Origin of the sequence: Candidatus Pelagibacter sp. HIMB1542, from assembly GCF_052047835.1 — a bacterium.
Lineage (GTDB): Bacteria > Pseudomonadota > Alphaproteobacteria > Pelagibacterales > Pelagibacteraceae > Pelagibacter.
This window is the reverse complement of sequence record NZ_JBNAJB010000002.1, coordinates 296,250-320,594: the sequence shown is the minus strand read 5'-3', so window position 1 is coordinate 320,594 and position 24,345 is coordinate 296,250. Positions and strand designations below refer to the sequence as shown.

Here is a 24,345-nt window from a genome sequence, read left to right as displayed (position 1 = left end):
TTATAATGAGTGAAAAAATAGTAGTTCCAGTACTTGGTGAGAGCATTACAGAAGCAACGGTTGCAAAATGGTTAAAAAAAACTGGAGATGCAGTTGAGGCTGATGAACCAATTGTAGAACTTGAAACTGACAAAGTTAATTTAGAAGTCCCATCACCAATAACTGGTGTTTTAACAGAAATTAATTCACAAGATGGCTCCACAGTGGAAGTTGGAGCTTTATTAGGTTCTGTTTCAGAAAATGGTTCAGCAAAAGTGATACCAACTGAAAAAAAAGAGGAACCCAAACAAGTTGAAGAAGCTCCTCCTGAAAACAATGTAATAAAATTAGATACAAATAAAAAAGAACCAGAAATTTTTGAAGATAAAAAAACAGAAATTCAAAAACCTAAGCCCTTAGTTTTGACTGAGGAAGTAGCACCAAAACCAGCGCCAGTAATAGATAATAAAAATGATACTTTGTCTCCTGCTGTCAGAAAAATTGTTACTGAAAATAATATTGATGTTAATTCAGTTCAAGGTTCAGGAAAAAATGGTCAGGTTTTAAAAGGAGATTTAATTGGTCTAATGGGAGCAAATCCAAAACCATCAGAGAGAAAAATTCAATATGGTCAAGAAGAACGAATTAAAATGACCAGACTAAGACAGACAATTGCTAAGAGATTAAAACAAGCTCAAGAAAATGCTGCATTACTTACAACTTTTAATGAAGTTGACATGACAAATATAATGGAAATGAGAAAAGAAAATCAACAAGACTTTCAAAGTAGATATGGAATTAAATTAGGCTTCATGTCATTCTTTGTTAAAGCATGTGTAGTGGCCTTGAAACATTTCCCTGCTGTTAATGCTGAAATTGATGGCGATGAAATTATATATAAAAACTATTATAATATTAGTTTTGCTGTAGGTACGGATAAAGGTTTAGTTGTTCCAGTTTTAAGAAATGCAGATGAGCTTTCATTTGCAGATATTGAAAAAAATATCAAAGATATTTCTGAAAAAGCCAGAGATGGAAAATTAACAATTGAAGATTTACAAGGAGGAACATTTACTATCAGTAATGGTGGTGTGTATGGATCAATGTTATCAACTCCAATTCTAAACTTACCTCAATCAGGTGTTCTAGGTATGCACAACATTGTAGAGCGCCCTGTGGTAGTAGAAGGTGAAATAAAAATAAGACCTATAATGTATTTAGCTCTTTCTTATGATCACAGAATTATTGATGGCAAAGAATCTGTTTCTTTCTTAAAAATGATTAAAGAAAATCTAGAAGATCCTAGAAGATTATTTTTGGATATTTAAATGTCAGAAAAATTTCAAGCTGTAGTTATTGGAGGAGGGCCTGGTGGTTATGTTTGTGCAATTAGGCTTGCACAATTAGGTTTGAAAACAGCATGCATAGAGTCTAGAGGTTCACTAGGTGGAACTTGCTTAAATGTTGGCTGTATACCATCAAAAAGTTTATTAAATCTCTCTGAAGAATTTCATAAAGTTAAAAATTTATCCAATAAGGGTATCGAGATAGGTGAGGTGAAACTTAATCTTGAAAAGATGATGAAAAGTAAAGATAAAGCTGTAACAATATTGACTAAAGGTGTTGAATTTCTTTTAAAAAAAAACAAAGTTACTTATTTTAAAGGTCACGGAAGCTTTAAATCAAAAAATCAAATTTTAATTAAAGATGATAAGAATAATGAGACAATTATTGAGTCAGAAAAAACAGTAATAGCAACCGGATCTGTACCAGTTTCATTACCTGGAATTGATATTGATGAAAAAGTAATTGTTTCCTCTACAGGGGCCTTAAAATTAGAAAAAGTACCAAATAAAATGGTTGTGGTTGGAGGTGGCTACATTGGTTTAGAGATGGGTTCAGTTTGGTCGAGATTAGGTTCAGAAGTTCAGGTTGTAGAATTCTTAGATCATATTACACCTGGAATGGATAAAGAAATTTCATCTGAGTTTATGAAAATCTTAAAAAAACAAGGCATTAAATTTAATATGCAAAACAAAGTTGAAACAATTCAGAAAAATAACAACGGAGCAGTTGTTTCAACAGTAGATAAAGATGGCAATAAAAACAATTTTGAATGTGATGTGGTATTAATTTCTGTTGGAAGAAAGCCAAATACTGATGGATTAAATTTAGATGCAGTAGGAATTGATTTAGATGAAAGAAAAAGAATAAAAACTGACAAAACTTTTAAAACAAATGTCGAAAATATTTTTGCTATTGGCGATGTAATAGTAGGACCAATGCTTGCTCATAAAGCCGAAGATGAAGGAATTGCAGTTGCTGAAAATATTGCAGGGCAATCTGGACATGTTAACTATGATACAATTCCTGGTGTCGTGTATACAACTCCAGAAGTTGCATCTATAGGAAAAACAGAAGAACAATTAAAAGAACTCAATCAAAAATATAAAGTTGGTAAGTTTTCATTTATGGCAAATTCTAGAGCTAAAGCAATTGATGATGCTGAAGGATTTGTAAAAATTTTAGCAGATGAGCAAACAGATAAAGTATTAGGAGCTCATATTATAGGCCCTCACGCAGGAGAATTAATTGCAGAAATTGGTGTAGCTATGGAATTTGGTGCAAGTTCAGAAGATATAGCAAGAACATGTCATGCGCACCCAACTTTTTCAGAAGCAGTTAAAGAAGCTGCATTATCAGTAGATAAAAGAGCAATACACTCTTAATTTTTTTTCATATTATAAAAATATGAAATTTCCGATTCTTTTACCTAATATTTTTGATCATCCATTTACTTATGAAAGTAGTATTGATCTCGAATTGGGAGACTATGTGGAAGTTCCTTTTGGTAAATCAAAAATTACAGGTGTAGTTTGGGATGAATTTGAAAAAAACAGCAACAAAACGTTTAAAATAAAAAAAGTTTTGAGGAAGTTAGATGTGACTCCTCTAAAAAAAAATACTATTAAATTTTTAAACTGGTTTTCAGATTACAATATTATTCCAAAAGGAATGGCTCTAAAGCTTATTTTATTAAGTAGTCATGCAATAGAAAATAAGGAGCTAAGTTCTTATAATAATTTTAAAAGTGAGATTAAAAATACATCTATAAAATTAACCAAAGATCAAATCAAAGCATATGAGGAAATGGTAAGCACTAACCAAAATTTTAGAGTACATGTGTTACAAGGAACAACAGGATCAGGTAAAACTCTTGTGTATTTTGAAGCTTTAAAAAACCTTATAAAACAAGGATATCAGGGGTTAATTTTGTTACCTGAAATAGGTTTAACAGGTCAATTTGAAAAAAAATTTAATGAATATTTTGGTTTTAATGCGGCTGTGTGGCACTCAGGAGTTTCAAAAAAAAAGAAAGAATTAATTTGGAGCGGAATATCAAATGGAGAAGTTAAAGTAATTATAGGAGCAAGATCATCATTATTTTTACCTTTTAAAAATCTAGGTATGATAATTGTAGATGAAGAGCATGATCAATCATTTAAACAAGATGAAGGTGTAACCTATAATGCACGAGATATGGCAATTTCTAGAGCTTCATTTGAAAATATACCAGTTAATTTAGTAACAGCTGTTCCATCAATTGAAACTTTTGAAAATATTCAAAAAGGAAAATATTCTTTATCAAGACTTACAGAGAGGTATAAAAATGCTCCATTACCAAATTATGAAATTATAGATCTTAATAAAACTAAACTTGAAAAACAATCTTGGTTATCAGATAAAATAATTGAAAAAGTAAATTTTCACCTTGAGAGAAAAGATCAGGTTTTATTTTTTTTAAATAGAAGAGGTTTTTCACCTCATGCGTTGTGCAAAAATTGTTTAACTAGCTATTCTTGTCCAAATTGTACTATCAACCTTGTTTATCATAAAAATAAAAATAATTTATTATGTCACTATTGTGGCTTTAAAACTGATTTAAAAAGAGATTGTCCAAAAGAGGGTGAATGTAATTTTGTCTTTAGTGGACCTGGTGTAGAGAGGATATCTGAGGAAGTTAAAAAAAAATTTCCTAATAAAGAAGTTGAAATTTTTTCAAGTGATACAATGAATAAAAAAGACTCATCAAGCAAATTAGAAAGAATTATAAATAATCAAACTGAGATATTAGTTGGTACACAATTAATTTCTAAAGGATTTCACTTTCCAAGTTTAAATTGTATTGTTGTTGTTGATATTGATTTATCAGCTAACGGAAATGATTTAAGAGGAGCTGAAAAAAATTTGCAGTTATATCATCAGTTATCAGGAAGAGCTGGAAGAACAGGAAAACCTGCAACAGTATATTTTCAAACCTATAACAATAATAAAAATATGATTTTAGAAATTACAAATAAAAATCCTGATATATTTTTAAAAAGAGAACTAGAAATTAGAAAAAAAAATAAACTTCCACCTTATCAAAGATTTATTTCTCTGATTATGACTGGTGAAAATCAAAAAAAATTAGAAAAAGAGGCTTATGACTTTAAAAATTATTTAGAAAATAATATCGAGGGGAATATATTAGGTCCAGTTGAAGCTCCTATATTTAGACTAAAAAGAAATTTTAGAGTCAGATTTTTAATTAGAGGCTCAAAGTCTATGAAACTGCAAAATGCTATTGCAAAATCAGTTCCAAAATACAAATTTTCTAAAGGAATAAAACTTTCAGTTGATGTTGATCCAATTAACTTCAATTAGGCCCAAAAAAGAGGACTTTTTCGTCAATCAGTCACTTGAAGACATAAAGGTCATATGCTAATTAGAGCGTGATTTTTAAATAATCTTCAACATTTTAGAGGTATCAAGTTGAGCAAAGACACAGGATTTTCAATTACTTCAGCAGAAAGGTATTCACTTGCGCTTTATGAATTATCTACTGAAAGCAATGTTACATCCCAAATAGAAGAGCAGTCACTCTCAGTTCTAAAATTGCTAGAACAAAGCCAAGATTTTTCAAATTTAATAAAAGATCCAACTACAAGCCAAGATGATTTATTAAAAGTAGTTAATACAATCTCAGAAAATTATAAATTTGATCAATTGTTAAAAAATTTTTTAAGTTTTTTAATTCAAAAGAGAAGGTTCTTTTTTGTAGAAAGAATTCTTAAAAGTTTCATCGAGATCTGTTCAGAAAAAAGGGGAGAACTAAAAGCCGAATTAAGATCTGCTAAACAATTATCTAATGAAGAAATTAAACAAATTACGGAAGAATTAACTAAAAACTTTAGTTCAAAAATAAAATTAAACTACAAACATGATGAAAGTTTAATAGGAGGTTTAGTAGTACAGGTAGGGAGTACTATGGTTGACACCTCAATTAAAAGTAAATTACAACAAATCGAAAATAGAATGATAGAGGCATAAATGGAAATAAATCCTTCAGAAGTTACAAAAATATTAAAAGAACAAATAAAAAATTTTGGAGATAAAGCTGAGGTTACTGAGGTAGGTCAAGTTTTATCAGTTGGTGATGGTATCGCTAGAATTTACGGTCTTGACAATGTTCAGGCTGGAGAGATGGTTGAATTTTCTGATGGCTCTAAAGGTATGGCCCTAAACTTAGAGAGCGAAAACGTTGGTGTTGTAATTTTTGGTGATGACAGAAATGTTAAAGAAGGTGATGTTGTAAAAAGAACTGGAAAAATTGTTGATACGCCAGTTGGAAAAGAGTTACTAGGTAGAGTAGTCGATGGTTTGGGAAATCCAATTGATGGCAAGGGTGCATTAGATAAAAGTGTACAAAAGAGCAGAGTAGAGGTTAAGGCTCCTGGAATTATCCCTAGACAATCAGTTAATGAACCAATGCAAACAGGTTTAAAATCAATTGATAGTTTGGTTCCAATTGGAAGAGGACAAAGGGAATTAATTATTGGTGATAGACAAACAGGAAAAACTGCTGTTGCAGTTGATGCAATCATAAACCAAAAAAAGATCAATGAATCAGGCGACGAAAAACAAAAATTATATTGTATTTATGTTGCCGTAGGTCAGAAAAGATCAACTGTTAGACAAATTCAAAAAACTTTAGAGGAAGCTGGTGCAATGGAATACACAACAATTGTTGCTGCAACAGCATCAGACTCAGCACCGCTTCAGTTTTTAGCTCCATATACTGGTTGTGCTATGGGTGAATATTTCAGAGATAATGGAATGCATGCGTTGATTATCTACGATGATTTATCAAAACAAGCAGTTGCTTACAGACAAATGTCACTTTTACTTAGAAGACCTCCAGGACGTGAGGCTTATCCAGGTGATGTATTCTATTTACATAGTAGATTATTAGAAAGAGCTGCAAAATTGAGTGATGAACATGGAGGAGGATCTTTAACAGCTCTTCCAATTATTGAAACTCAAGGTGGAGATGTATCTGCGTTTATTCCAACAAACGTAATTTCAATTACGGATGGTCAGATTTTCTTAGAAACTGAATTATTCAACCAAGGAATACGACCTGCAATTAACGTTGGTTTGTCAGTTTCAAGGGTAGGTTCATCCGCACAAACTAAGGCGATGAAAAAAGTTTCAGGATCTATGAAACTTGAGCTTGCTCAATATAGAGAAATGGCAGCATTTGCTCAATTTGGTTCAGATTTAGATGCTTCTACTCAACAGTTATTGAATAGAGGATCAAAATTAACTGAGCTTCTAAAACAAAAGCAATATTCTCCAATGACAGTTGCTGAACAAGTAATCTCGGTTTTCTGTGGTGTTAAAGGATATCTTGATGATATCGATTTAAAAGATGTTGCAGGTTTTGAAAGTAAAATCATTGAGAAATGTAAATCAGAAAAACCTGAGATTATTGAGTCGATACAAAGTTCAGGAAAACTTGAAGAGGATAAAGAAAAGTTATTAGTTGAACTGATTACTCAATTAAAGGAAACCCTTAAATCTTAATTTGATATGGCAAGTTTAGACGACCTAAAAAAAAGAATAGCTAGTGTAAAATCTACACAAAAGATTACTAAGGCTATGAAAATGGTTGCAGCTGCAAAATTAAGAAAAGCACAAGAGAGTGCTGAAAAAGGACGACCTTATTCAGAAAAAATGAACAATGTAATTTTAAACCTTTCAAGTGGAATTTCAGATAAAGAAAATGCACCAAAGTTATTAGCTGGTACAGGACAAGACAAAGTTCATCTTTGTGTTGTTATGACATCAGATAGAGGTCTATGTGGTGGGTTTAATTCCAACATAATTAAGAAAGCAAAAAGTTACTTTTCTAAAATTTTAGATGAGAATAAAGAGCTTAAAATTATTACTGTAGGTTCAAAAGGTAATGACCAGCTTAAGAGAATTTATGGTGATAAAATAATTGAAAATATTTCATTTAAAGAATCAAAAAATGCAAATTATTTTGATGCAGATAAAGTAGGAAAAATTATTATTGAAAAATTTGAAGCAGGTGAATTTGATGTTTGTACAATTTTTTATAATAAATTTAAAAATGTAATTACACAAATCCCACAGGCTCAACAAATAATTCCTTTAAATGATGAGGGAAGTGAAAATAGTTCAGATGAAAGTTACGAATTTGAACCAGATGAAGACGAAATTTTAAGCAATTTGTTGCCAAAAAATATTTCAACACAAATATTTAAGGCAATGTTAGAGAATTCAGCTAGCGAACAAGGATCCAGAATGAGTGCAATGGATAATGCAACCCGAAACGCAGGTGAAATGGTTGACAAACTTACTATCGAATATAATAGAAGTCGTCAGGCAGCAATTACTAAAGAACTAATAGAAATCATATCAGGAGCAGAAAGTTTATAATTATGAGCAAAGGAATAATCACACAAGTTATTGGAGCGGTAGTAGACGTAAAATTTGAAGGAGAATTACCGGAAATTTTAACAGCATTAGAATGTAAAAATGGTGACAATAGATTGGTTTTAGAGGTTGCTCAGCACTTAGGAGAAACTACTGTAAGAACTATTGCAATGGATGCTACTGAAGGATTAAAAAGAGGAGATGAAGTTGTAAATACGAATGCTCCTATCCAGGTACCTGTTGGACCAGAAACACTAGGTAGAATTATTAATGTAATTGGTGAGCCAATTGACGAAAGAGGTGAAGTTAAAACTAAAGAGAGCTGGCCTATTCACAGAGCTGCGCCTGAATTTAATGATCAATCAACTGAAACTGAAATATTAGTTACTGGTATTAAAGTTATCGACTTATTAGCACCATATGCCAAAGGAGGAAAAATTGGACTATTTGGAGGTGCTGGTGTTGGTAAGACAGTTTTGATTATGGAATTGATTAACAACGTTGCAAAAGCTCATGGTGGATTTTCAGTTTTTGCTGGAGTTGGAGAAAGAACTAGAGAAGGGAATGATCTTTACCATGAGATGATGGAATCTGGAGTAATCAAGCAAGATGGCCCTGGTTCTAAAGCTGCATTGGTTTATGGACAAATGAATGAACCCCCAGGAGCAAGAGCAAGGGTTGCTTTAACTGGATTAACAGTTGCAGAATATTTTAGAGATCAAGAAGGACAAGACGTTTTATTCTTCGTTGATAATATTTTTAGATTTACTCAAGCTGGTTCAGAGGTATCTGCTTTATTAGGTAGAATTCCTTCAGCTGTAGGATATCAGCCTACATTAGCTACTGATATGGGTAATCTTCAAGAAAGAATTACAACAACAAACAAAGGATCAATTACTTCAGTGCAAGCTATTTATGTTCCAGCTGATGACTTGACCGATCCAGCACCTGCAACATCATTTGCTCACTTGGATGCTACTACTGTACTTTCAAGACAAATAGCTGAAATTGGTATTTATCCTGCAGTAGACCCATTAGATTCTACTTCAAGAATTTTAGATCCAAGAATAGTTGGTGATGAGCACTATAGAGTTGCGAGAGATGTACAAAGAATTTTACAATCTTATAAATCACTTCAGGATATTATTGCTATCCTTGGTATGGATGAATTATCTGAGGAAGATAAGTTAGTTGTAGCAAGAGCAAGAAAGATTCAAAGATTTTTATCTCAACCATTCTTTGTTGCGGAAGTATTTACAGGTTCACCAGGAAAATTAGTTGATCTTGAATCCACAATCAAAGGATTTGATGCAATCTGTAAGGGTGAATATGATCACTTGCCAGAAGCAGCTTTTTATATGGTCGGTACAATTGAAGAGGCTATTGAAAAAGCTCAAAAAATGGAAAAAGAAGCTGCAGCTTAATGAGCGAAGAATTTAAAATTGAGATAGTAAATCCTGAAAAATCTTTTTTGGTCAAAGAAGATGTATCGGAAGTAGTAGTACCTGCTTTTGAGGGAGAAATGGGGATATTAAAAGATCACATTTCAATTATCTCATTTTTAAAACCAGGTATTATTAAAGTAAGTTCAAAATCTGGTGATGAAAATTATTATGTTGAGGATGGTATAGTAGAGTTTAAAAATAATAATTTATCTATTCTAACAAGCTCAATTTATAATTTGTCTGATATGGATAAATCTGTTCAACAGGATTTACTGAAAAAAGCTGAAGAAGAGGCAGGGAAGTCTGATATTAATGATCAAGCTAAATATTTAGTAGATCAAAAAATTGAAGTTTTAAAAACTCTTAATTAAGAATTTTTTTTACTTTATCTTTAACTTCTTTGTAAACGTGTAGTTTAAAATCAACCACTAAGTCTGTGATTTTGTCTAGCTCTACCCATTTCCACTCTAAAAACTCAGGGTGTTTAGTTTTGATATTTATTTCACTATCTGACCCGACAAATCTCATTAAAAACCATTTTTGTTTTTGACCTCTGTACTTTCCTTTCCAAATCAAACCAAGTAATCTATCTGGAAGTTCATAAGTTATAGTCCCATCTAATTCTTTTATTAATTCAACATTTTTAATACTGGTCTCTTCTTCAAGTTCTCTGTAAGCAGCTTTTAAAAAATCTTCACCCTCATCTACGCCACCTTGAGGCATTTGCCAAAAATTTTTAGGGTTATCTATTCTTTTGGCAACAAATACTTTGTTCTCTTTATTTAACACAACAATTCCTACCCCACTTCTTAGTGGAAGATTATGTAAATCTTTTTTCATTTTATCCGTTGAGTAATTTAATTGCGTAATTTAGTTGATTATCAGTATCAGTTCTTATTTTAAAATCATCACCTTCTTCATTCACTTCAATGTCTGGACGTACACCAACCTCAGATATAGATTTTCCAGATGGAAGATAATATTTTGCAACAGTTAAACGTATTGCGCCTCTATTTTTAAGAGGAATAATAGATTGAACTGAACCTTTGCCATAACTGTTCTCACCTACAACAATTGCTCTTTTGTGGTCTTTTAAAGCTCCTGCAACAATTTCTGATGCTGAAGCTGATCCATAATTTATCAGTACCAATAATGTTTTTCCATCAGTTATGTCTCCTTTTTTTGCAAACCATTTTCTATTATCAGATTTTTTTCTACTTTTTGTGGAGACAATTTCACCATCTTCTAAAAAGAAATCAGATATTCTTATTGCTTGGTTTAGTAATCCACCTGGATTATTTCTTAAATCCAAAATAAATGAATTAAGATTTTTATTTTTTTTTAATTTCTTTATTTGCTTTTCTATTTGATCACCACTGTTTTCATTAAATGAAGTTAATCTAATATAGCCAATATTTTCTTCTAATAGCTCTGACTTAACTGATTGAATTTCAATTATTTCCCTAGTGATATTAAATGTTAATGCTTTTTTTTCTCCCCTTCGTCTAACTGTTAATTCTATACTTGAACCTACTGGGCCTCGCATTAAATCAACAGCTTCACTTAGAGATTTTCCTTGAACTTGGGTATCATTAATTTTCACAATGTAATCACCAGCTTTTAATCCAGCTTTTGACGCTGGTGTGTCGTCAATAGGTGATATAACTTTAACAACTCCTGCTTCCATACTTACCTCAATTCCAAGGCCACCAAATTCACCGCTAGTTTCAGTTTGCATTTCCTCCAGAATTTCAGGAGACATATAAGAGGAATAAGGGTCTAAAGATTGAAGTAAGCCATTGATAGCAGAGTCCATACTCTCAGATTGATTGATCTCATCAATATATTCTCTATTTATTTTTTCTAAAACCTCACCAAATAAATCTATCTTTTTGTAAATATCTACTTCAGAAGAGTTTGCTGAACTTAAATAAAAAAAAGATAAAAAAATAATTGAGTAATATTTAATTATTTTCATATCATTACTTTTTCTTTAGGAATAAATTCCGACCAAATTTTTTCTAATTCATAAAATTTTCTTTTTTCTGGATGAAAAATATGAACGATTAGATCTATACCGTCTACTAATTTCCATTCACCACTTTCTTTACCTTCAATTTTAGAGTCTTTAATTCCATTATCTTTAAGTTTTTCTAACACTTGTTCAGATAAAGACTGTATATGTCTAGATGATGTGCCGCTTGCTATTATCATATAATCTGCCATTGAACTTTTATCTTTTAGATCAATAGTTACTATGTCTTCAGCTTTGTTAAGATCTAATGTGGTGATTACAATTTCTTTAAGGTCTGAAATTTTATCCATTAATTAAATTTAGACTATCAAATTTTTCTTAATTGAGAAGATGAAATGTTGACTTTATTAAACTCTATGAATTTGAGGGTGATATTACCAAGAGCCCTAAATGTCTTTGATTTTAATGAGTTTTTTTTGTAGCCATGTCTATCGAAAACTAAAATATTACACTTTTGTGAAATAGATTTTGATTTATACCATCTGTGAAAATTTATTAAGTTATCTGCTCCCATTAAAAAATAGATTTCAATATTTTTATTTTTTTTTAAATGATTAATTAAATCAATTGTTTTATTTGAATTAATTTTATTTTCGTAAAATCTCACTTTTATAAATGAATTATTACCAATAATTTTTTTACAGAATTTTATTCTTTCAGTAACTGAGGTTTTGCTCTGGTTTTTAAAAGGATTTTTTTTTGTGATTGCCCAAATAATTTTTTTAAGCTCAAATCTTTTTTTTGCTTCTTTTGAAATAGCTAGATGACCTTTATGAGCAGGATCAAATGATCCTCCTAAAATTCCTATTTTTGTCTTATTTAATTTCAAATTAATTTCTTATTTTACCGTTACTTGTAATTTGATATTTGTATGAAACAAGTTGATTAAGTCCTACAGGTCCTCTTGGTGGTAGGACATTGGTAGAAATTCCAACTTCTCCTCCGAACCCAAATTCACCTCCATCTGCAAATTGAGTTGAAGTGTTATGCATAGCAATAGAGCTTTTGATTTCTTTTAGAAATTGATTAGCTGTTTTTTTGTTTTTTGTAATTATTGAGTCTGTGTGCATTGTTCCATACTTATTAATATGACCTATAGCTTCATTGAGGTTGTTTACTATTTTAACGGAAACTGCTGAGCTTAAATATTCTGTGGACCAATCTTTTTCAGTAGCTTTAAAAATTTTACCTTTATAAAATTTAGCCAAAGTTTTTTCTCCATAAATTTTACAACCATTTTTTTCTAAATTACACAGGATTGTATTGCTAAATTTTTTAACAATATTTTTATGTAGAATAATGGTTTCAGTCGCCCCACATATACTGGTGTTTCTTAATTTTGCGTTAGTAACAACTCTATTTGCCATCTTTAATTCAGCGTCTTTGTCGACATATGTATGACAAATACCCTCAAGATGACCAATGATAGGAACCTTAGAAAGTTCTTGAACTTTTCTTACAAGATTTTTTCCACCACGTGGAATTATAACATCAATATATTCTTTCATTTTGGAAAGCATCACATCAACCATCTTTCTGTTTTTAGAGTCTATAAATTGTATAAAGTTTTCATCTACTTTATTTTTTTTGAGCGCTTTTCTAAAAAGTTTTGATAAAATTCTATTCGAATTGATTGCCTCAGAACCTCCTCTTAAGATTACTGCATTACCTGATTTGAAACATAAACCCGCAACATCTGATGTAACATTTGGCCTGCTTTCATAAATTACACCAATCACTCCTATTGGAATTGATACTCTACTAATATTTAATCCATTAGGTCTTCTCCACTTTTCTAGAACATGATTAATGGGATCTTTAAATCTAATAATACTAATAATAGAATTTCTGATGTCGTTTATTTTTTTTTCATTTAAATGAAGTCTATTAATTAAATTTTCTTTTAATCCTATTTTTTTTGCATAATTAATATCTTTAGTATTTTCTTTAATTATTAAACCTTTGTTTACGTCAAGCATTTTAGCATAAGAGGCTAAAACACTATTTTTAACTTTTGTGTCTATTTTATATTGACTTGCTTTTCTTGCTCTTTTGCCGATTAAATTCATATAATTATTCATTTATACTTCTACCATATCATCTTTATGAATAACTTCAGATTTTGCAACATACCCAAGTAATTTTTGAATTTCATTCGAATGGTGTCCCATAATTTTTTTTACTTCATCAGAAGAAAAAGAACTTAAACCCCTAGCACATTCATTATTTTTTTTATCTAAAACTTTTATATGATCACCTTTGTTAAATCTTCCTGATACATTTTTAATACCTGCAGCTAGCAAACTTTTTCCAAGCTTTAATGCTTTTTTGGCTCCATCATCAATTACAATATTTCCTTTAGGTGCAATTGAGCTAATTATCCATTTTTTTCTAGCATGAAGTTTAGAGACCTTTGGGCTGAACCATGTGCAATTATTTTTTTCAATAATTTTTGAAATAGGATTAGAATATAGTCCGTTTGCAATAATCATACTGCTGCCAGCTAACTGACAAATTTTAGCAGCTTCAATTTTTGTTTGCATTCCTCCACTTCCATATTCATTAATTCCTTTGATATTAATTTCTTTTAAGTCTTTGTTTATATCATTTACTATTTTTATAAGTTTAGCGTCTTTATTAATTTTTGGATTTTTTGTAAAAAGGCCATCTACATCTGAAAGTAAAATTAATGTATCGGCGTTTGTAATTTGAGCTACTCTAGATGCTAATCTATCATTATCTCCATATTTTATTTCAGTTGTTGCAATTGTATCATTCTCATTAACAACTGGGATAAACCCAAGTTCGAATAAATTTTCGAATGTTCTTTTAGCATTTAAGGATCTTCTCCGCTCCTCCGTATCTTCTAGAGTTAACAAAATTTGTGAAATATTTAATTTGAATTTTGAAAAGGTCTGAGAGAATAAATTCATTAGTTCAATTTGGCCAATAGAGGCAATTGCTTGACTTTTATCTAACTTAATATTTTTTTTGTTAAAATTCATTTTTTTACATCCAAGAGCGATAGCACCAGAACTAACAATGACTATTTTTTGATTTTTATCTTTTAGTTTTTTGATGTCCCTAGCAAAGCTTGAAAGCCATTTTTTTCTAATTTTTTTATTTTCATCAACTAATAAAGATGAACCAATTTTAATAACAATAATTTTCGAGTTTTTAAGATACATAAGCTAATAATTTTGCCTTAATTTTTGAAACCGACTCTTTATTTAAAGTTGTCATTGTCATTATCTCACAATTTTTATCCTTAGAGAAATCATCAATTACATCTTTAGCTGTGTCTTCATCAATTAAATCTATTTTGTTAAACACAATTAACTCTCTCTTTTCAAGCATTTTAGAACTGTAATTTTTAAGTTCATTTTTAACCTGATCATAAGACTCCTTAAGATCAAGATTAGTAATATCAATTAAATGTAATAAAGATTTGCATCTTTCTATATGTTTTAAAAACTGTATCCCAATTCCAACACCTTCATGGGCACCTTCTACTAATCCTGGTATATCGGCTATTGTGATTTCTTTATCATCATAGCTAGCAACACCTAAGTTAGGATTAAGTGTTGTAAATTTATAATTAGCAATTTTAGGATTTGCGTTTGTGAGTGCTGCCAACAAACTTGATTTTCCTGCGTTAGGTAATCCGATAATTCCGATATCAGCTATTGTTTTAAGTTGTAACCAAATTGTAAACTCTTCTCCCAAAGTTCCTTTCGTAAATTTTCTTGGAGCTCTGTTTGTAGAACTTTTAAATCTAGTATTTCCCAAACCACCTTTGCCACCATTAGCTGCAATGTACTCTTCTCCTTTTTTGTTAAAATCAAATAATAGAGTTTTGTTATCTTCTTCAAATACCTGGGTTCCAAGAGGAACTTTTAAAACCAAATCCTCACCACTTTTACCTGTTCGATTTTGACCAGAACCATTCTCTCCACGTTGAGCTTTATGATGTTGTTGATATCTGTAATCAATTAAAGTGTTTAAGTTTTCTTCTGATTTTAAAATTATAGAGCCACCCCTGCCTCCATCGCCTCCATCAGGTCCTCCAAACTCAACATACTTTTCTCTTCTAAAACTTGGTGAACCGTCACCGCCGTTTCCAGCCTTAATATAAATTTTAACTTGATCGAGAAATTTCATAATACAACATTTTCTTGGTTGTACTATTAATTGGGTTTTACTGAAACGTAAGTTCTATCTAATTTAGATTTTTTGAATACAACTTTACCTTTGATAACAGAAAAAATTGAATGATCTTTTCCCATTCCAACATTTTCGCCAGGAAAAATTTTTGTTCCTCTTTGTCTAACAATTATATTTCCAGGTATTACAGTTTCTCCACCGTATTTTTTAACACCAAGTCTTCGACCAGCACTGTCTCGTCCATTTCTCGATGATCCACCTGCTTTTTTTGTTGCCATAATTTACCTAATAACTATTTACTTGCAGCTTCCTTAACCTCTTCTTTTTTGGAAGCTGGTTTAATTTTTTCAGCTTCAGATAATACTTTACCATCTTTTGAAAAAATTTTGTTAATTCTAATCAAAGAAAATTGTTGTCTGTGTCCATTTTTTCTTCTTGAATTTTGTCTTCTTCTTTTTTTGAAAATTAGAATTGTTCTATTTTTACTATTTGTAATTAAATCTGCCTCTACCTTAGCACCTTTAATATTAGGAGTTCCAACCTCAATATTTTTATCATCCCCGTATGCTAGGATTTCATTAAATTCTATTTTAGTTTCAGGCTTTGAATCTGGTAATTTTTCAATTTTTAATATTTCACCAGATTTAACTTTGTACTGTTTACCACCTGTTTTTATTACTGCGTATGACATAGTATGAATATTAAATTTAAGTAACCGCAATATAGTTACCGGAAGCCTATAGTCAAGCTGAATTAGTTAGAAATTATCCTTTAAATCCCTTAATTTTGAAAAGGTTTTTAGGTCATTTGCTCTTAAAAAAATATTACATTCAATTTCATCCTGTAAGGTTGATGGAATAGTAGGTAAATTATTATTTCTTTGTTTTTTTATAAATTCTATTTTCTTTAACAAAGAAGAGTTTTCAGAATCATGTTCCAAGCAAAATTTTGAATTGTTTAAAGTATATTCATGGCCACAATAGATTTTTGTTTCTTTAGGTAAAGATTTTAATTTATTTAAAGAGTTATACATTTGTTCGTATGTACCCTCAAAAATTCTACCGCATCCAAGTGAGAAGAGAGTATCTCCGGTGAATAGTAAGTTTTCTTCAAAAAAATAAAAACAAATATGTCCCGTTGTGTGTCCAGGTATGTGAATAATTTTAGCTTTGAAATTTCCACTATTCCAAATTTCATTGTCTTTTAACAAGATATCAATCTCTGGTATTCTTTTTGCATCTCCATTAAATCCTAAAACAACAGATCCAAATTTTTTTTTTAATTCAGTATTGCCACCAATATGGTCATAATGATGATGAGTATTTAAGATGTATTTTAAATTAATATTTTTATCGCTTAAGTAATTAATTATTGGTTTAGCTTCACTTGGATCAACAACACAAGCTTCTAGTTTATCTTCATCTATAATTAAATAACTATAATTATCTTGAAGGCAGGGTATAATTTCAACTTTCATTTATTTTTCTATTAAAAATATTCCAAGGTCAGCAAATAAATTTTTAGTTCCTAAATTATTAGTTGTTATATTTGAACTGTTGTTGCTATTTAAAGCTAAAGTTTTTATCATTTTAATTTCTTTAAATTTTATAAAATTTACAAAATCTTTAATTGTGCACATATGCAAATTAGGTGTGCTGTGCCATTGTTCTGGTAAAGATTTTGTTATTGGCATTGTCCCCTTAAATAGTAGATGCAATCTAACTTGCCAATTACCAAAATTTGGTATCGTTACAATTGCTTTTTTTCCAACTCTTAAAAGTTCATCTAAAACAATTTCAGGGCTTAAAAATGCTTGGAGTGTTTGACTCAATACTACATAGTCAAACGATTTATCAGGAAATTGTTTTAAGTCTTTCTCTGCGTTACCTTCTATTACAGTTAATCCTTTTGCAATACATTCTTGTACTTTTTCCTTAGAAATTTCTAGCCCTCTTACATTTATATTTTTATGTTCTTTTAAAAATTGCATCAAAGTTCCATCTGCACAACCTACATCTAGAACTTTTTTATTATCTTCAATTAAATCTGATATTACTTTAAATTCATTTTTCATTGTTTAACTCTGTATAAGATTTATCTAAGAAATTCTTTAGTGCGTTTAAAAAATCAGGAACATCTAATAAAAAAGAGTCGTGACCTTTATCAGATACAATTTCTACAAAACCAACATCTACTCCAATAGAATTTAAAGCTATAACAATATCTTTATTTTCTTGGGTTGGATAAAGCCAATCAGAAGTAAAAGAAATAACAAAAAATTTAGCTTTTGTATTTTTAAATGCATCAGACAAATTTCCATTAAATTGTTTAACTAAATCAAAATAATCCATAGCCCTAGTTATGTAGAGGTAGCTGTTTGCATCAAATCTATCTACAAATACAGATCCTTGGTATCTCAAATAACTCTCAATTTGAAAATCCGCATCAAAACCGAACTTCAAATCTTCTCTTTCTTGCAATTTTCTCCCAAACTTTTCCTGCAAACCTTTTTTTGAGAGATAAGTTATATGAGCTGCCATTCTTGCAACAGCAAGCCCTTTACCTGGGTTGGTGTTATTAGCTTCATAATTTCCATCTTTCCAATTGCTATCAGCAGTGATTGCCTGTCTTCCTAGTTCATTGAAAGCAATATTCTGTGCCGAATGACTTGAAGTTGTAGCAATGGGTATAACCGTTTTAGCTTTATCAGGAAAATTGGTGATAAATTGAAGAACTTGCATGCCTCCCATAGAACCTCCGGTAATTGCAAATAGTTTATCAATTCCAAAGTGTTCAAGTAAATTATATTGTGCATTCACCATGTCATTAATTGTAATAACTGGAAAATCAGTTCCAAAAGTTTTCTGTGTTTCAGGATCTTTATGGCTTGGTCCAAAAGATCCCATACATCCACCAATTACATTTGAACAAATAACAAAATATTTATTGGTATCTATTGCTTTGTCTGGACCTACAGCAAAACTCCACCAACCGTCTTTTTTAGTAACAGGATTTAAACCAGTTACAAATTGATCTCCAGTTAGTGCATGAAATACTAATATAGCATTGTCTTTATTCTCATTTAAAGACCCATAAGTTTCGAATGCAATTGGAAAATTGTTTATAGTTTTACCACAATCCAATTTAAGAGGTTTCTTTATAATTAATGTATTAATATTTTTTTCTGTATTCATTTTAAGGCCTTTAGATGAATTGTGAGAAAAAAAACTATTTTAGCGGTTTTTTTTAAGCGCTCGCAATTCAGTTAAATCAGCGCATGAATTTTGTACAAGAACTTGTAATTTATGTCAATTTTTTAAAATAAGATCATATTCTCTATAAATATTTGTTTTTTTATCTATAAAGAGCTCATAAAAATAAAAAAAATGAGCACACCTAAATTTAAAAAATTTAACATAGAAGCTTATAAGCCTGGCAAATCTAAAATTAACAAAATTAATAAGGTCATTAAATTGTCAGCTAATGAGTCTGCTTTAGGGATGAGCCCGTTAGCAAAAAAAGTAATATCTCAAAAAAATTTAGTATTAGATAAATATCCAGATGGAAAATCTACTAATCTTAAAATGGCAATATCTAAAGCATATAAATGCAATTTCGATAAAATAATATGTGGAGCAGGTTCTGACGAGGTAATTCAAATGTTATGTCAATTATATCTACATCCAAAGGATGAAGTGATTGTTCCTCAATATAGTTTTTTAATGTACAGGATTTATGCAAAAATTGTTGGTGCAAAAGTTGTATTTGCAAAAGAAAATAATTTTAAAGTTTCAATTGCAGAAATATTGAAAAAAGTATCTAAGAAAACCAAAATAGTTTTTATTGCAAATCCAAACAATCCAACAGGTACATATTTAACAAAAAAAGAGACATTAGAACTTAGAAGAAAGTTGAATAGAAATATTTTATTAGTAATTGATGACGCGTACTCAGAATATATGAAAAATGATGATTACAGCTCTGGTTTAGAATTATTTAAAAATAAAGACAACGTATTTATATTACGAACATTTTCTAAAATGTTTGGCTTGGCCTCATTAAGAATTGGCTGGGGATACGGATCGAAACAAATAATTAGAGCGTTAAATGTAATTAAACCACCTTTTAATGTAAATGGTTTGGCTCAAGTTGCGGCCACAGAGTCATTGAAGGATAAGCAATTCATTCAAAAGTCAATTAGACATAATTTAAATTATGCAAATAGACTAAAAAAATTTCTCGAAAAATATAATATTTTTTCAAACTCTGTATCGGCAAATTTTTTACTATTAAATTTTGATGACTGTAAATATTCAGCAAATTTTCTTTACCAAAAATTAAAAAATAAAGGAATTATATTAAGATCTACTGAAGATGGTTATCATATTAAAAACAAATTGAGATTAACTATTGGCTCATCTAGAGAAAATTTAATATTCATGAATGCAGTGAGAAAGATTTTTAATTAAATGAAAAATATTTTAATCATAGGTTGTGGTTTACTTGGATCTTCAGTTTTAAGATCTATACACAAAAATAAATTAGCAGATAAGGTATATATTTATGAAAAGTCAAAAAAGAATATATCAAGAATTAAAAATCTTAAATTACCTGGAAAAGTAGTTAGTTCATTAAAAGAAGCTATAACAAAATCTAATTTTATTATTTTTTGTACACCTATGAGTGAATACAAAAATATTATTATGAAAATAAATAATTATATTTCTCCTAACACATTAATTACTGATGTTGGTTCTTCAAAAATTGAATCATCAAAAATAATAAAAAAATTTTTAAAAAAAGGAATTGCATGGACTTCCAGTCACCCAATTGCTGGTTCTGAAGTAAGTGGACCACAGCACGGAAAGAGCAACATGTTCGAGGGTAGATGGTGTATTTTAATTAAAGAAAAAAATACAATTAAAAAAAATTTAAATTTTCTGAAAAAATTTTGGGAGAAGATTGGATCAAAAGTAACAATCATGTCACCAGAAAAACATGACAAAATTTTTTCAATAACTAGTCATTTGCCTCACTTAATTGCATATAATTTAGTTAAGTCAGCTCAAGATTTTGAGAAAAAACAAAGCTATGATTTAATCAAATATAGTGCAGGAGGACTAAGAGATTTTTCAAGAATAGCAGCTTCTAATGAGATTATGTGGCGAGATATTTTTTTCAATAACAATAAAAATATTTCAAATGCTATTGATTTATTTATTAAAAATTTAAAATCATTTAAATCTGATATTAATTCAAAAAATAATAAATCTATTATTAACAAGCTTACTGAAACTAAAAAAGTCAGATCAAAAATAATCAAACTCAAACAAGATATTAATAAGCCAGATTTTGGAAGAAGCTAAATTTTAATTTTAGCTATTTTTTTAACTTTAAGTTTTGCTGTATTTTCAATTCTTCTAATTGTCTTAATTATAGGCATGATCAATACTTTCTTTTCAGGTCCATATGCATGTATTAATTGCTTGGAATTTAAACACATTGCGACATGCCCTTTCCAAAAAATGATATCTCCCTTTTGATAATTTCTTTTTATGTTTCCTTTAAAATATTTAATTTGATCTTTGGTATCTCGAGGAAAAAACTTATTATTATAATAGTAAAATATTTGTAATAGGGCTGAGCAATCTATTCCCCCGTAACTTTTTCCACCCCAGATGTATTTTATGTTCAAAAATTGTTTAAAGATTTTAATAAAATTGTTTTCTTTATAATTTATTTTTTTTATATCTTTTTTTTTAATCCATTTATTTTTATCAATTCTGGCAAAATTTTTATTAGTTTCTTTAACTGACAACTTTGATCCAAAAGACAGAAAAGTATTAGTTTTTAAATTTGGTTTTTTATAGATATTTGCTTTTAAACTACTTACCTTATAATTAGCTTTAAATTCTTTTGAATAATTTTTATTTTGAATGTACCCAGTATAATTATCAAAACTAGATTTTATTTTTATCCAATTTTTAGTTTTAGATAAAATTTTAAATTTTTCTCCATACAATATTTGTGAGGTTACTTCTGAAAATTTAGAGGATTTCTTATAAATATTAGAAAAACTACCTGTAAAATAAAATTTATTTTGCACCAATTTTAATTTTATTTTTTATCATCCATAGGCATATTAGTGAAGGAATAACCATAATAGTTGTTAAGACAAAAAATGTTCCCCAATCTCCGTTTAACCAATCTACTAAAGCTCCTGATGATGATGCTAAAGTTGTCCTCCCAGCAGTCCCTATAGACGCAAGTAATGCGTATTGTGTTGCTGTATATGTTCGATCAACCAGTAAAGATATAAATGCTACAAATGCAACAGTTGCAAAAGCTGCAGTAATATCGTCAGCAATAACTGCTATTGCAAATAATAGTTCAGATTTACCAGTCCATGCTAAGACAGCAAATAACAGATTTGTAACCGCCATTAAACCTCCTGCAAAGAACATAGTTTTTATAGTTCCAGCCCTCATGGCCATTACGCCACCAATTAAAGTAAATACGACAGTTGTGATCCAACCCAATCCTTTTGAATAGATTGCTATTTGTCCTTTTGAAAAGCCTATTTCTTTATAAAATACAATCGACATTCTACCCATGAATGCTTCTCCAATTTTAAACAAAAAGACAAACCCTAAAATTCCTGCAGCTACGGCAAAACCATTTTTTTTAAAGAAGCTAATAATGGGCCCACCAATTGTTCCAGTTATATAAGCAACAAAAGTTGTGATAATATTGTTAGATCCTAGTTTACCTTTAATTAAATTATCAGTTTCCTTTTGCTTTGATTGTCTGTCAGTTTCTACTGGCTCATGAACAAACATCAGAGCAATATTCATTAAAATAATTAAAATACCTAATATTAAAAAAGTTGCTTGCCAGTAATCTTGGATACCAATATTTTCAAAAAACTCTGCAGTAAATAAAGCAACTACACCACCTAATTTGTAACCTGTCCACCAACCAACTACAGCCATTGCAGCACCTGCCGCCATTGATTTTCCCTCATTTTCATTAATTTGTTCAATTCTTAATGCATCTACAGTTATATCTTGAGTTGCTGATGCTATAGCGATGATTAATCCAACTGTAATTATCAACGCTAAATTTTCTGTAGGATTTATAATACTCCAAACTAGTAAACTTAATAGAATTACTAATTGCATTAAAACAATCCAACCTCTTCGGTGACCTAATTTTTTAGTTAGGAAAGGAATTTGAATTCTATCTATAATTGGTGCCCAAAGATAATTAAAAGCATAAACCCCAAAAATAAGTCCTGCCCATCCAATAGTAGATCTACTTAATCCTTCTTCTTTTAACCAAAGACTTAAACTACTAGCAATCAAGACCCATGGAAATCCACTGATTGCACCAAGTAATAAAATTCTTAACATCCGAATATCTTTGTAAACTGAAATCGATTCTAACCAGGATGTTTTATTTATTTCAGACATAATTAATTTTTCCAAAATGATGGTAAAAATAATACTAATATTGCAAATAGCTCCAGTCTACCCAAAATCATACCAACTGTTAAAATCCATTTAGAAAGATCTGGTAATGAAGAAAAATCTCCATTGGGGCCAATAATTGGACCAAGACCAGGTCCAACATTTGAAATAGATGTAGCGGCACCCGAGATAGCTGTAATAAAATCTAAACCAGTTAATGATAACAATGCAGTAAGAATAAAAAATATTACGATATAAAAATAAATAAATGAAATAATTGAAGCTATAAACTTTTCATCAACTGCACTTTGATCATACTTAATTACAAATACCCCTTTAGGATAAATTATTTTTTTTAATTGGTTTAGAATGAATAGATAAAGAATTTGAATTCTAAATATTTTTACACCACAAGCTGTAGAACCCGCGCATCCACCTATAAACATCAGTGCAAGAAACAGGGTTATAGGAAAACTGCCCCATTTATCAAACTCTGCGTTTACATAACCAGTACCACTCAGGATTGATATAGTATTAAAAAATATTGATCTTAAACTAAAGTTTTCTTGGTTAGAAAATAATAAGTAAATAGATAAAATTATAACAGTGAATATTATAATTTTTAAAAAGGTTTTGATTTGAATATCATTTAAAAAAATTTTTTTGTTTCCACTTATAAATTTAATGTAAGCAATAAAAGGAATACTTCCCAATATAATAAAAAACATTGATGAAATCTCAATTGGTAAACTATTAAAGTATCCAATTGACTCGTTGTAGTTAGAAAAGCCTCCAGTAGCAATTGTAGTCATTGAGTGGGTTAAGCTGTCAAATTTACCCATACCAAATATCCAATAAGTGATTGCACAAAGGCCTGTTAATCCTGAATAAATATAAATTAATCTAAGTGCTATTTCTTTTGACTTAGGGAGTATTTTTTCTGAAGAGTCATTACTTGAAATTTTAAATAATTGCATACCTCCAACATTCATTATAGGCATTAAAGTAATCGCCATTACAATTATTCCAATTCCACCTAGCCATTGTAAAATAGCTCTCCATAAAAGAAGACCCTTTGGTGCGTTCTCTAAATCTGAGATTATTGTAGATCCAGTTGTAGTAATTCCTGACATACTTTCAAAAAAAGAGTCTGTAATTGAAAGTTCAATACTAGAGAATACAAACGGTAAAGATCCAAATACTGCAATACTAATCCAAGATAGGGCAGTTAATAAGAAAGCTTGTTGTAGATTAAGTTTTTTATCGTGATCTAAATTTGATAATAAAAATAAAGTTCCAAAGATTATGGTTACAATAGATGAGCCAAAGAAAGACGAGTCTATCTCTGAGTAAAAGAATTGTACTATAATTGGGATGAACATTGATACACCCAATATTATTTGCAGAATTCCAAGCGTAAAAAAAACAGTTTTGTAATTAGACATTTTGAAAGAACAATATTTTATGG

At 29.9% G+C, this 24,345-nt stretch carries 25 protein-coding genes; 10 read left to right on the top strand and 15 right to left on the bottom strand.

The window, feature by feature from the left end:
• The first annotated feature begins 5 nt into the window (after window positions 1-5).
• The 8 genes from odhB (at window position 6) to atpC (ending at window position 9,580) form a co-directional block, all read left to right on the top strand.
• On the top strand, window positions 6-1,307 hold the full coding sequence (gene odhB, locus ACTTBI_RS05950) for a 2-oxoglutarate dehydrogenase complex dihydrolipoyllysine-residue succinyltransferase (RefSeq protein ID WP_262589891.1): 1,302 nt from the start codon (window positions 6-8) through the stop codon (window positions 1,305-1,307).
• A complete protein-coding gene (lpdA, locus tag ACTTBI_RS05945; RefSeq protein ID WP_262589889.1) occupies window positions 1,308-2,708 on the top strand; it encodes a dihydrolipoyl dehydrogenase in 1,401 nt (466 codons plus the stop codon).
• A gap of 22 nt (window positions 2,709-2,730) precedes the next feature.
• On the top strand, window positions 2,731-4,686 hold the full coding sequence (gene priA / locus ACTTBI_RS05940) for a replication restart helicase PriA (protein WP_440653137.1): 1,956 nt from the start codon (window positions 2,731-2,733) through the stop codon (window positions 4,684-4,686).
• 108 nt (window positions 4,687-4,794) lie between these two features.
• On the top strand, window positions 4,795-5,352 hold the full coding sequence (gene atpH / locus ACTTBI_RS05935; protein WP_075506074.1) for an ATP synthase F1 subunit delta: 558 nt from the start codon (window positions 4,795-4,797) through the stop codon (window positions 5,350-5,352).
• A complete protein-coding gene (gene atpA, locus ACTTBI_RS05930) occupies window positions 5,353-6,888 on the top strand; it encodes a F0F1 ATP synthase subunit alpha (RefSeq protein WP_262589886.1) in 1,536 nt (511 codons plus the stop codon). It begins immediately after the preceding gene.
• 6 nt (window positions 6,889-6,894) lie between these two features.
• Entirely contained in the window at window positions 6,895-7,767 is an 873-nt protein-coding gene (locus ACTTBI_RS05925) for a F0F1 ATP synthase subunit gamma (protein WP_075506072.1), read from the top strand.
• 2 nt (window positions 7,768-7,769) lie between these two features.
• The gene (gene atpD, locus ACTTBI_RS05920) at window positions 7,770-9,188 is read left to right on the top strand and encodes a F0F1 ATP synthase subunit beta (RefSeq protein WP_262589885.1); all 1,419 of its coding nucleotides are present in this window, start codon (window positions 7,770-7,772) and stop codon (window positions 9,186-9,188) included.
• On the top strand, window positions 9,188-9,580 hold the full coding sequence (gene atpC / locus ACTTBI_RS05915) for an ATP synthase F1 subunit epsilon (RefSeq protein ID WP_440633077.1): 393 nt from the start codon (window positions 9,188-9,190) through the stop codon (window positions 9,578-9,580). Before atpD ends, atpC begins: the two co-directional genes overlap by 1 nt.
• On the opposite strand, the gene ACTTBI_RS05910 is transcribed toward atpC, so the two are convergent.
• The 12 genes from ACTTBI_RS05910 to metX form a co-directional block, all read right to left on the bottom strand.
• Window positions 9,573-10,049 (bottom strand): RNA pyrophosphohydrolase, encoded by a 477-nt coding sequence (locus tag ACTTBI_RS05910; RefSeq protein ID WP_440653135.1) that lies wholly within the window; start codon window positions 10,047-10,049, stop codon window positions 9,573-9,575. The genes atpC and ACTTBI_RS05910 overlap by 8 nt on opposite strands.
• 1 nt (window position 10,050) lies before the next feature.
• Window positions 10,051-11,187, bottom strand: coding sequence for a S41 family peptidase (locus ACTTBI_RS05905; RefSeq protein ID WP_440653134.1), 1,137 nt, complete (start codon window positions 11,185-11,187; stop codon window positions 10,051-10,053).
• Window positions 11,184-11,534, bottom strand: a complete 351-nt coding sequence (gene rsfS / locus ACTTBI_RS05900; RefSeq protein ID WP_075506496.1) for a ribosome silencing factor — start codon at window positions 11,532-11,534, stop codon at window positions 11,184-11,186. Before rsfS ends, ACTTBI_RS05905 begins: the two co-directional genes overlap by 4 nt.
• A 17-nt stretch (window positions 11,535-11,551) precedes the next feature.
• Window positions 11,552-12,079 carry a nicotinate (nicotinamide) nucleotide adenylyltransferase gene (gene nadD / locus ACTTBI_RS05895; protein ID WP_440653533.1) on the bottom strand — a complete coding sequence of 176 codons (528 nt, stop codon included), beginning with the start codon at window positions 12,077-12,079 and terminating at the stop codon, window positions 11,552-11,554.
• Window positions 12,075-13,325, bottom strand: coding sequence for a glutamate-5-semialdehyde dehydrogenase (locus tag ACTTBI_RS05890; protein WP_440653133.1), 1,251 nt, complete (start codon window positions 13,323-13,325; stop codon window positions 12,075-12,077). Before ACTTBI_RS05890 ends, nadD begins: the two co-directional genes overlap by 5 nt.
• A complete protein-coding gene (proB, locus tag ACTTBI_RS05885; protein ID WP_440634806.1) occupies window positions 13,326-14,432 on the bottom strand; it encodes a glutamate 5-kinase in 1,107 nt (368 codons plus the stop codon).
• Window positions 14,422-15,405 (bottom strand): Obg family GTPase CgtA, encoded by a 984-nt coding sequence (gene cgtA / locus ACTTBI_RS05880; protein WP_440653132.1) that lies wholly within the window; start codon window positions 15,403-15,405, stop codon window positions 14,422-14,424. Before cgtA ends, proB begins: the two co-directional genes overlap by 11 nt.
• 26 nt (window positions 15,406-15,431) lie before the next feature.
• Window positions 15,432-15,686 carry a 50S ribosomal protein L27 gene (gene rpmA, locus ACTTBI_RS05875; RefSeq protein WP_075506491.1) on the bottom strand — a complete coding sequence of 85 codons (255 nt, stop codon included), beginning with the start codon at window positions 15,684-15,686 and terminating at the stop codon, window positions 15,432-15,434.
• 14 nt (window positions 15,687-15,700) lie between these two features.
• Window positions 15,701-16,099 (bottom strand): 50S ribosomal protein L21, encoded by a 399-nt coding sequence (rplU, locus tag ACTTBI_RS05870; RefSeq protein WP_440653130.1) that lies wholly within the window; start codon window positions 16,097-16,099, stop codon window positions 15,701-15,703.
• A 66-nt stretch (window positions 16,100-16,165) separates the two neighbouring features.
• Entirely contained in the window at window positions 16,166-16,885 is a 720-nt protein-coding gene (gene gloB, locus ACTTBI_RS05865) for a hydroxyacylglutathione hydrolase (RefSeq protein WP_440653129.1), read from the bottom strand.
• Window positions 16,886-17,482, bottom strand: coding sequence for a methionine biosynthesis protein MetW (gene metW, locus ACTTBI_RS05860; protein WP_440653128.1), 597 nt, complete (start codon window positions 17,480-17,482; stop codon window positions 16,886-16,888).
• Window positions 17,472-18,602, bottom strand: a complete 1,131-nt coding sequence (gene metX, locus ACTTBI_RS05855; RefSeq protein WP_440653127.1) for a homoserine O-acetyltransferase MetX — start codon at window positions 18,600-18,602, stop codon at window positions 17,472-17,474. The genes metW and metX overlap by 11 nt, the downstream gene beginning before the upstream one ends.
• A gap of 192 nt (window positions 18,603-18,794) precedes the next feature.
• Here metX and hisC point away from each other — a divergent pair, with 192 nt between their 5' ends.
• Entirely contained in the window at window positions 18,795-19,877 is a 1,083-nt protein-coding gene (gene hisC / locus ACTTBI_RS05850; protein ID WP_440653126.1) for a histidinol-phosphate transaminase, read from the top strand.
• Window positions 19,878-20,774 (top strand): prephenate dehydrogenase, encoded by an 897-nt coding sequence (locus tag ACTTBI_RS05845; protein WP_440653125.1) that lies wholly within the window; start codon window positions 19,878-19,880, stop codon window positions 20,772-20,774.
• On the opposite strand, the gene ACTTBI_RS05840 is transcribed toward ACTTBI_RS05845, so the two are convergent.
• The 3 genes from ACTTBI_RS05840 to ACTTBI_RS05830 are packed head-to-tail and all read right to left on the bottom strand — an operon-like array spanning window position 20,771 to window position 24,322.
• Window positions 20,771-21,514, bottom strand: coding sequence for a C40 family peptidase (locus ACTTBI_RS05840; RefSeq protein WP_440653123.1), 744 nt, complete (start codon window positions 21,512-21,514; stop codon window positions 20,771-20,773). The two genes, ACTTBI_RS05845 and ACTTBI_RS05840, sit on opposite strands and share 4 nt — an antisense overlap.
• Window positions 21,504-22,880: an AmpG family muropeptide MFS transporter gene (locus ACTTBI_RS05835; RefSeq protein WP_440653121.1), complete on the bottom strand. Its 1,377-nt coding sequence runs from the start codon at window positions 22,878-22,880 to the stop codon at window positions 21,504-21,506. Before ACTTBI_RS05835 ends, ACTTBI_RS05840 begins: the two co-directional genes overlap by 11 nt.
• A 2-nt stretch (window positions 22,881-22,882) precedes the next feature.
• Window positions 22,883-24,322 (bottom strand): TrkH family potassium uptake protein, encoded by a 1,440-nt coding sequence (locus tag ACTTBI_RS05830; RefSeq protein WP_440653120.1) that lies wholly within the window; start codon window positions 24,320-24,322, stop codon window positions 22,883-22,885.
• Window positions 24,323-24,345 lie beyond the last annotated feature (23 nt).

Excerpts from the sequence above, each read along its gene's own strand:
- odhB (WP_262589891.1), top strand. The coding sequence starts at position 6 with ATGAGTGAAAAAATAGTAGTTCCAGTACTTGGTGAGAGCATTACAGAA.
- lpdA (WP_262589889.1), top strand. The coding sequence starts at position 1,308 with ATGTCAGAAAAATTTCAAGCTGTAGTTATTGGAGGAGGGCCTGGTGGT.
- priA (WP_440653137.1), top strand. The coding sequence starts at position 2,731 with ATGAAATTTCCGATTCTTTTACCTAATATTTTTGATCATCCATTTACT.
- atpA (WP_262589886.1), top strand. The coding sequence starts at position 5,353 with ATGGAAATAAATCCTTCAGAAGTTACAAAAATATTAAAAGAACAAATA.
- ACTTBI_RS05925 (WP_075506072.1), top strand. The coding sequence starts at position 6,895 with ATGGCAAGTTTAGACGACCTAAAAAAAAGAATAGCTAGTGTAAAATCT.
- atpD (WP_262589885.1), top strand. The coding sequence starts at position 7,770 with ATGAGCAAAGGAATAATCACACAAGTTATTGGAGCGGTAGTAGACGTA.
- atpC (WP_440633077.1), top strand. The coding sequence starts at position 9,188 with ATGAGCGAAGAATTTAAAATTGAGATAGTAAATCCTGAAAAATCTTTT.
- ACTTBI_RS05910 (WP_440653135.1), bottom strand. The coding sequence starts at position 10,049 with ATGAAAAAAGATTTACATAATCTTCCACTAAGAAGTGGGGTAGGAATT.
- ACTTBI_RS05905 (WP_440653134.1), bottom strand. The coding sequence starts at position 11,187 with ATGAAAATAATTAAATATTACTCAATTATTTTTTTATCTTTTTTTTAT.
- rsfS (WP_075506496.1), bottom strand. The coding sequence starts at position 11,534 with ATGGATAAAATTTCAGACCTTAAAGAAATTGTAATCACCACATTAGAT.
- ACTTBI_RS05890 (WP_440653133.1), bottom strand. The coding sequence starts at position 13,325 with ATGAATAATTATATGAATTTAATCGGCAAAAGAGCAAGAAAAGCAAGT.
- proB (WP_440634806.1), bottom strand. The coding sequence starts at position 14,432 with ATGTATCTTAAAAACTCGAAAATTATTGTTATTAAAATTGGTTCATCT.
- cgtA (WP_440653132.1), bottom strand. The coding sequence starts at position 15,405 with ATGAAATTTCTCGATCAAGTTAAAATTTATATTAAGGCTGGAAACGGC.
- rpmA (WP_075506491.1), bottom strand. The coding sequence starts at position 15,686 with ATGGCAACAAAAAAAGCAGGTGGATCATCGAGAAATGGACGAGACAGT.
- rplU (WP_440653130.1), bottom strand. The coding sequence starts at position 16,099 with ATGTCATACGCAGTAATAAAAACAGGTGGTAAACAGTACAAAGTTAAA.
- gloB (WP_440653129.1), bottom strand. The coding sequence starts at position 16,885 with ATGAAAGTTGAAATTATACCCTGCCTTCAAGATAATTATAGTTATTTA.
- metW (WP_440653128.1), bottom strand. The coding sequence starts at position 17,482 with ATGAAAAATGAATTTAAAGTAATATCAGATTTAATTGAAGATAATAAA.
- metX (WP_440653127.1), bottom strand. The coding sequence starts at position 18,602 with ATGAATACAGAAAAAAATATTAATACATTAATTATAAAGAAACCTCTT.
- hisC (WP_440653126.1), top strand. The coding sequence starts at position 18,795 with ATGAGCACACCTAAATTTAAAAAATTTAACATAGAAGCTTATAAGCCT.
- ACTTBI_RS05845 (WP_440653125.1), top strand. The coding sequence starts at position 19,878 with ATGAAAAATATTTTAATCATAGGTTGTGGTTTACTTGGATCTTCAGTT.
- ACTTBI_RS05835 (WP_440653121.1), bottom strand. The coding sequence starts at position 22,880 with ATGTCTGAAATAAATAAAACATCCTGGTTAGAATCGATTTCAGTTTAC.
- ACTTBI_RS05830 (WP_440653120.1), bottom strand. The coding sequence starts at position 24,322 with ATGTCTAATTACAAAACTGTTTTTTTTACGCTTGGAATTCTGCAAATA.